The organism is Gallibacterium genomosp. 1, from assembly GCF_001678575.1.
Lineage (GTDB): Bacteria > Pseudomonadota > Gammaproteobacteria > Enterobacterales > Pasteurellaceae > Gallibacterium.
Genome location: NZ_JTJP01000057.1, coordinates 24,406 through 30,762, shown reverse-complemented (window position 1 = coordinate 30,762; position 6,357 = coordinate 24,406). Strand labels below are relative to the sequence as shown.

10 protein-coding genes are annotated in these 6,357 nt (G+C 37.7%); 8 read left to right on the top strand and 2 right to left on the bottom strand.

The genetic code is table 11. The annotated features are described in order from the left end of the window. Positions 1-385 precede the first annotated feature (385 nt). Together QV04_RS09945 and QV04_RS09940 are read left to right on the top strand one after the other, a co-directional pair. Entirely contained in the window at positions 386-568 is a 183-nt protein-coding gene (locus tag QV04_RS09945) for a type II toxin-antitoxin system HicA family toxin (protein WP_039133250.1), read from the top strand. A 27-nt stretch (positions 569-595) separates the two neighbouring features. Beyond that, positions 596-1,003, top strand: a complete 408-nt coding sequence (locus QV04_RS09940; protein WP_013746351.1) for a type II toxin-antitoxin system HicB family antitoxin — start codon at positions 596-598, stop codon at positions 1,001-1,003. Positions 1,004-1,017: 14 nt separating this feature from the next. On the opposite strand, the gene QV04_RS11985 is transcribed toward QV04_RS09940, so the two are convergent. Beyond that, entirely contained in the window at positions 1,018-1,287 is a 270-nt protein-coding gene (locus QV04_RS11985) for an ogr/Delta-like zinc finger family protein (RefSeq protein WP_080733648.1), read from the bottom strand. Between the two features lie 295 nt (positions 1,288-1,582). Here QV04_RS11985 and asd point away from each other — a divergent pair, with 295 nt between their 5' ends. The 6 genes from asd to rplS all read left to right on the top strand — a co-directional run bounded on the left by asd (position 1,583) and on the right by rplS (position 5,753). Next, on the top strand, positions 1,583-2,695 hold the full coding sequence (gene asd / locus QV04_RS09935; protein WP_039087924.1) for an aspartate-semialdehyde dehydrogenase: 1,113 nt from the start codon (positions 1,583-1,585) through the stop codon (positions 2,693-2,695). 100 nt (positions 2,696-2,795) lie between these two features. Further along, a complete protein-coding gene (locus tag QV04_RS09930; RefSeq protein ID WP_039159364.1) occupies positions 2,796-3,386 on the top strand; it encodes a DNA glycosylase in 591 nt (196 codons plus the stop codon). A 399-nt stretch (positions 3,387-3,785) separates the two neighbouring features. Beyond that, positions 3,786-4,034, top strand: a complete 249-nt coding sequence (gene rpsP, locus QV04_RS09925; RefSeq protein ID WP_039087912.1) for a 30S ribosomal protein S16 — start codon at positions 3,786-3,788, stop codon at positions 4,032-4,034. Between the two features lie 21 nt (positions 4,035-4,055). Next, positions 4,056-4,580, top strand: coding sequence for a ribosome maturation factor RimM (rimM, locus tag QV04_RS09920; RefSeq protein ID WP_039133266.1), 525 nt, complete (start codon positions 4,056-4,058; stop codon positions 4,578-4,580). A gap of 43 nt (positions 4,581-4,623) precedes the next feature. Then, positions 4,624-5,373 (top strand): tRNA (guanosine(37)-N1)-methyltransferase TrmD, encoded by a 750-nt coding sequence (gene trmD, locus QV04_RS09915; RefSeq protein ID WP_039133269.1) that lies wholly within the window; start codon positions 4,624-4,626, stop codon positions 5,371-5,373. 32 nt (positions 5,374-5,405) lie between these two features. Next, a complete protein-coding gene (rplS, locus tag QV04_RS09910; protein WP_013746341.1) occupies positions 5,406-5,753 on the top strand; it encodes a 50S ribosomal protein L19 in 348 nt (115 codons plus the stop codon). Between the two features lie 88 nt (positions 5,754-5,841). On the opposite strand, the gene dtd is transcribed toward rplS, so the two are convergent. Continuing rightward, positions 5,842-6,276, bottom strand: coding sequence for a D-aminoacyl-tRNA deacylase (gene dtd / locus QV04_RS09905; RefSeq protein ID WP_039091097.1), 435 nt, complete (start codon positions 6,274-6,276; stop codon positions 5,842-5,844). Between the last annotated feature and the right edge of the window lie 81 nt (positions 6,277-6,357).

Genomic DNA, 6,357 nt, shown 5'->3' with positions numbered 1-6,357 from the left:
AGTGCGGGGGGGGGGTATTTTCATTTAACTTATTGAAAAAACTTATATTTTAGCCATTCGACAAAATGAATTTATCCTGTTTTTTACCAAATACACCTAAAATTACATTTTAAAAAAATCAGATTTTTTACATAATCATTGTACCACCAATAAGATAAATTATAATATTGAAAATAATATTATTACCTATAATTAGCGTTGACGAGTTTAATACTATTGAGGCGATTTGTCATTTAAAATCTTGATTTTTCACTCCATTTTTACAAAAGATTTTCTTTTTTGTTATTACTTTTTATATAATAATAACCACTATACCTACAAAATTATTGACATAATAATAAAAGTAGGTATAATAACCACTAAATAAACGGCAGGAAGATAAAAGGTGGATAGTAAAACATTAATAAAAATGCTTGAAAAAGATGGGTGGTACTTGGTGAATGTGGTTGGTAGTCATCATCAATTTAAACATCCAATAAAGAAAGGGCGGACAACAGTTCCGCATCCCAAAAAGGATTTACAAATAAAAACGGTAAATTCAATATTAAAACAAGCGGGCTTGAAATAAGCCCCTTTTATAAAAAGAGAGGTTTATATGTTATATCCGATTGGAATTGAAATGGGTGATGATAAACACGCTTTTGGGGTAATTGTGCCTGATGTGCCAGGTTGTTTTTCTGCTGGAGATACATTAGAAGAGGCGTATATTAATGCAAAAGAAGCTATCGCTTTTCATATCGAGGGAATGTTAGAAGATGGTGAAGAGTTTCCTTTGCCAACCGATATAAAAGCACATATGAATAATAAAGAGTTTGAGGGGTTTACTTTTACTTTTGTAGATGTTGATTTGTCGCATTTAATGGGTAAAGCGGAAAAAATTAATATTACTCTACCAGCGTTGTTATTACATAAAATTGATGCGTTTATTGCAACACATCCAGAGTATAAAAGCCGTAGTGGTTTTTTGGCACAACTTGCAACAGATAAATTACTTTCAGCATAATAAAAAACCGCTTTTTAGCGGTTTTTTTGTTGGAGATGTTCGAAAATTTTGTTTTTGTCGTCTTTTGATAGATTATTGATTAAATTTAATATTAAATCGTTTTGCACTAAATCAGATGTTCTTGTCGTGTATGCATATTCGACGTTTTGCACGAACGAATGATTACAAGATGGGTTAGTGCATACGCAGTACAATTTTGTTAGATCGGCGTGTTCCCTTACCGATCTTTTGATATATGCCTTATAGCCGCAATGACGGCAAAAAACACGGAATGATCTTGCCATTTTATCTCTTCTCTACCAATCTGACATTAAAATTAGTATATCAATAAAAAATCAAATAGTTACAGTAAAAATACTGTTTAAATATACAGTATTTTTTATTGACAAAAGATAAGTTGTTGAAAAATATTTATTTTGCCTTTATATTTTTTGTATTTTCTATTGATTTAATTCATATTATGCGGTAATTAATTAATGCTTATTTAAAAACACAGCATTTATCAACAAAAACAATAGATTGTAGGGCTAAGTGTTGCGCTATAGTTGGAACATTTGAAATTAACTAATGAGGTACAATATGAAAAAAGTCGGTTTTATTGGTTGGCGTGGTATGGTCGGTTCTGTATTAATGGAGCGTATGCAACAAGAGCAGGATTTTATTAATATCACACCTACTTTTTTTACCACATCTCAAGCAGGGCAACCTGCACCTGATTATGCCGGAAAAGCTGCTGGCGTTTTATTAGATGCTTATGATCTTGAGGCATTAAAGCAACAAGAGATTATTGTAACTTGCCAAGGTGGTGATTACACCAATGAAGTTTATAAAAAATTGCGTGCTACTGGTTGGGATGGATATTGGGTTGATGCCGCTTCCGCATTGCGTATGGAGAAAGAGGCGATTATTGTGCTTGACCCTGTCAATCAACACGTGATTGATCAAGGTTTAAAAAATGGCATTAAAACCTATGTCGGCGGAAACTGTACCGTTAGTTTGATGTTAATGGCATTAGGCGGTTTATTTGAACGTGATTTGGTTGAATGGGTTTCGGTAGCAACTTATCAAGCCGCTTCCGGTGCTGGTGCAAAAAATATGCGTGAATTATTATTGCAAATGGGCGAACTTCACGATGTGGTTGCCCCTGAATTGGCAAATCCATCTTCCTCTATTTTAGATATTGAACGTGCAGTTACCGCCAAAATGCGAGCTGAAGACTTCCCAACAGAAAATTTTGGTGCAGCGCTTGGCGGCAGCTTGATTCCTTGGATTGACAAATTGCTTGAAAGTGGTCAAACCAAAGAAGAGTGGAAAGGTTATGCCGAAACCAACAAGATTTTAGGTTTATCTGACAATCCGGTGCCAATTGATGGGCTTTGTGTGCGGATTGGGGCATTACGTTGCCACAGCCAAGCATTCACTATCAAAATGAAAAAAGATTTACCGTTAGCGGAAATCGAACAGATTTTAGCTTCGCATAATGAATGGGTGAAAGTGATTCCGAATGACAAAGAAACCACATTGCGTGAATTAACGCCGGCAAAAGTGACCGGCACATTAAGTGTTCCGGTTGGACGTTTACGTAAACTTAATATGGGGCCTGAATACTTAGCGGCATTCACTGTTGGCGACCAATTATTATGGGGCGCGGCAGAACCGATTCGCCGTATTTTGAAACAGTTAGTTGCCTAATTATTCCCTTATCAATGCTCGCCCTAATTGCCGTTAGGGCGAATTTTTTCTTTTATAATAACTAAGGATGTCGCCATCAGCGTCATTCGCTCACAACTTTATGACAGCACAAAATATCGAAACACATCCATTACAACCTTTCTTGCCACCAAATGCCACAATGTTGATGTTGGGCAGTTTTCCGCCGCCAAAAGCACGTTGGAAAATGAATTTTTATTATCCTAATTTTCAAAATGATATGTGGCGTATTTATGGTACGGTCTTTTTTAATAATAAAGAGTATTTCCTAAACAGCGATAAAACTGCTTTTAATCAAGAAAAAATTGAACGGTTTTTGCGTGCAAAAGGCATTGCCGTTTTTGATAGCGGTTATAAAATTTTTCGTCAGCAGGGGAATGCCTCTGATAAATTTTTGCAGATTATTGAGCCGATCAACCTCACTAAAGTGTTAGCACAAATTCCTCAATGTAAAGTGATTATGACTGCTGGTGAAAAAGCGACTGAAACATTGCTTTCTTTACTTGATGAAGAAAGAGTAATGTTAAAAAATGGTGAGAATACTTCAATCACAATTGCACAGCGACAATATCAGCTTTATCGCCTTCCTTCATCATCACGAGCTTACCCATTAGCATTAGCAAAGAAAGCAGAAATTTATCGACAATTTTTTACAGATATTGGAATGTTATAAACGTTTGTTGTTATTAGCAGATATATAGGTAGATAGAGAACAATAAAATTTTGCCGAGCATTTAACGAGGCGAATACAGATTTGAAAATTCCCTCGCTCAGGAAGGAATGAACTAAGATCATTTTCCGACTTGATGACCGATAACACCACCAACAGCGGCACCGCCGACTGTTATTTGATGTTATCCATTTTTGATTATCGCTAAGTTATCTATCATATCTTAGGGAAATCTCTAAAATAAAACCGGTCAATTATTGATTTTTCTGTGGGAAAAGGTAAAATTCTACGGCTTTTTGTATCGGGTGCATGGTTTTAACAGCATTGTTAGCAATAAGCAATTAACGCCCCTACTTCGAACGGGGTTTTCTTTTTTTACTATCAATATTTTAGAGGAAGGTTATGGTAACCATTCGTTTATCTCGTGGCGGAGCTAAAAAACGCCCATTCTATCAAATTGTCGTTGCAGACAGCCGTTACCCTCGTGATGGCCGTTTCATCGAACGTATCGGCTTCTTTAATCCAATCGCTTCTGGTAAAGCAGAACGTTTACGTATTGATTTAGATCGCGTAAATGATTGGGTAAGCAAAGGTGCATCTTTGTCAGATCGTGTTAAATCTTTAGTAAAAGAAGCACAACAAGCAGCTTAATTAAAAGCATAGGTGGTTGAAATGGAACAGCAAAAAATCGGTGTCGTAGGTAAACTTGGTTCAACTTATGGTATTCGTGGTTGGTTGCGTGTTTATTCATCTACCGAATATGCAGAAAGTATTTTTGATTATCAACCGTGGTTTTTAAACATTAAAAAACAGTGGCAACCGGTAGAAATTGAAGGTTGGCGTCATCATAGTCAAGATTTGATTGTGAAGATTAAAGGGGTTGATGATCGTGAACAGGCACAGGCATTAGCCAATATTGAAATTGGCGTGGATTTGAACCAACTTCCAGAATTAGATGAAGGGGAGTTTTACTGGCACGATTTAATCGGTTGTCGTGTGATTAATTTGCAGGGATACGATATGGGTGTTGTCAGCGAATTAATAGAAACAGGTTCAAACGATGTTTTGGTAGTTCAGGCGAATAGCAAAGATGCTTTCGCAAAACAAGAACGGTTAATTCCGTATATTGATACAGTAGTTAAAAGAGTGGATCTCAGCACCAAAGTGATTGAGGTGGACTGGGACGCTGGTTTCTAACCTCAGGTAATTCTGTTGGCTTAATGAACATTGAGGTATCCATATGTGGATTGGTGTAATTACATTATTCCCTGAAATGTTTAAAGCTATTACAGAATTTGGGGTAACAAGTAGAGCTATAAAGCACGAGCTTTTGCAATTGCATTGTTGGAATCCTCGAGATTTTACGCACGATAAACATAAGACGGTTGATGATCGCCCTTATGGTGGTGGGCCGGGAATGTTAATGATGGTGCAGCCGTTAAGAGATGCTATCCAAGCGGCAAAGGCAGAAGCAGGCGATGGAGCAAAGGTGATTTATCTTTCACCGCAAGGGCGAAAGCTTAATCAGGCTGGCGTGGAGCAGCTGGCTAAAAATCAGAAAATGATTTTGGTTTGTGGGCGTTACGAAGGCATTGATGAGCGCGTTATTGAAACGGAGATTGATGAAGAGTGGTCAATCGGTGATTATGTTTTGACCGGTGGAGAGTTGCCGGCAATGACATTGATTGATGCCGTTGCGCGATTTGTTCCGGGCGTGTTGGGGAAACAGGCTTCGGCAGAAGAGGACTCTTTTGTTGACGGTTTGTTGGATTGCCCACATTACACGCGTCCTGAAGTGCTTGATGGATTGGTTGTGCCACCGGTTTTGATATCCGGTAACCACGAAGAAATTCGTAAATGGCGATTAAAACAGTCATTGCAACGAACGTGGCTACGCCGGCCTGAGCTATTAGAAGGCCTAGCTCTGACTGACGAACAAAGGTTGTTGTTGAAGCAGGCTCAACAAGAGCATCAACAGCAAAAGAAATAGATTCAGTTACATCTAGGAATAAGGTATTTATTATGAGTAACATTATTAAACAACTTGAACAAGAACAATTAAAGCAAAACGTGCCAAGCTTCCGTCCTGGTGATACATTGGAAGTGAAAGTATGGGTTGTTGAAGGTAGTAAAAGACGTTTGCAAGCGTTCGAAGGTGTGGTTATTGCAATTCGTAACCGTGGCTTGCATTCAGCATTTACTCTACGTAAAGTGTCAAACGGTGTTGGGGTTGAACGTGTTTTCCAAACTCACTCTCCAATCGTTGATAGCATCACTGTAAAACGTAAAGGTGCGGTTCGTAAAGCTAAACTTTACTACTTACGTGAACGTAGCGGTAAATCTGCACGTATTAAAGAGCGTTTAAACTAATTTTAAAATGCTTTTTCAAAACCCTCGTTTATGCGAGGGTTTTTTAATTATTTGATTAATAGTCTATCCGTTATCATTAACATCAATTTTAAACCTGTAACCAAAATGTGACCGGTCCATCATTGATTAACGATACTTGCATATCAGCGGCAAATTGTCCGGTTTGTACTGGTATATTTTCACGACATTTTTCTACAAAATAGTGATAAAGTGCTTGTGCTGACTCAGGATCGCCAGATCGGCTGAAACTTGGTCGTAACCCTTTTTTAGTGTCGGCAGCTAAGGTAAATTGTGAAACGACTAATAATTCGCCCTGAATTTGTTGTACATTTAAATTCATTTTGCCGTTTTCGTCGCTGAAAATGCGATAATTCAATACTTTTTCAGCAAGGCGATCAGCTTTGTTTTGATCATCACCCTGTTCTACACCAAGCAGCACTAAAATACCTTGCTCGATTTCGCCAACAATAGTTTGATTAACTTTAACATTTGCATTTTTAACGCGTTGAATCAGTGCAATCATTGCTGTTTTCCTGTGAATTGTCTAATGTAATTTGTTGTTGACATCCTCCCCACCCTAAAGGTCGGGGATTCCTACCAGTGC

Coding starts and splice junctions, on each gene's coding strand:
- QV04_RS09940 (WP_013746351.1), top strand. CDS start 596: ATGTTATATCCGATTGGAATTGAAATGGGTGATGATAAACACGCTTTT.
- QV04_RS11985 (WP_080733648.1), bottom strand. CDS start 1,287: ATGGCAAGATCATTCCGTGTTTTTTGCCGTCATTGCGGCTATAAGGCA.
- asd (WP_039087924.1), top strand. CDS start 1,583: ATGAAAAAAGTCGGTTTTATTGGTTGGCGTGGTATGGTCGGTTCTGTA.
- QV04_RS09930 (WP_039159364.1), top strand. CDS start 2,796: ATGACAGCACAAAATATCGAAACACATCCATTACAACCTTTCTTGCCA.
- rpsP (WP_039087912.1), top strand. CDS start 3,786: ATGGTAACCATTCGTTTATCTCGTGGCGGAGCTAAAAAACGCCCATTC.
- rimM (WP_039133266.1), top strand. CDS start 4,056: ATGGAACAGCAAAAAATCGGTGTCGTAGGTAAACTTGGTTCAACTTAT.
- trmD (WP_039133269.1), top strand. CDS start 4,624: ATGTGGATTGGTGTAATTACATTATTCCCTGAAATGTTTAAAGCTATT.
- rplS (WP_013746341.1), top strand. CDS start 5,406: ATGAGTAACATTATTAAACAACTTGAACAAGAACAATTAAAGCAAAAC.
- dtd (WP_039091097.1), bottom strand. CDS start 6,276: ATGATTGCACTGATTCAACGCGTTAAAAATGCAAATGTTAAAGTTAAT.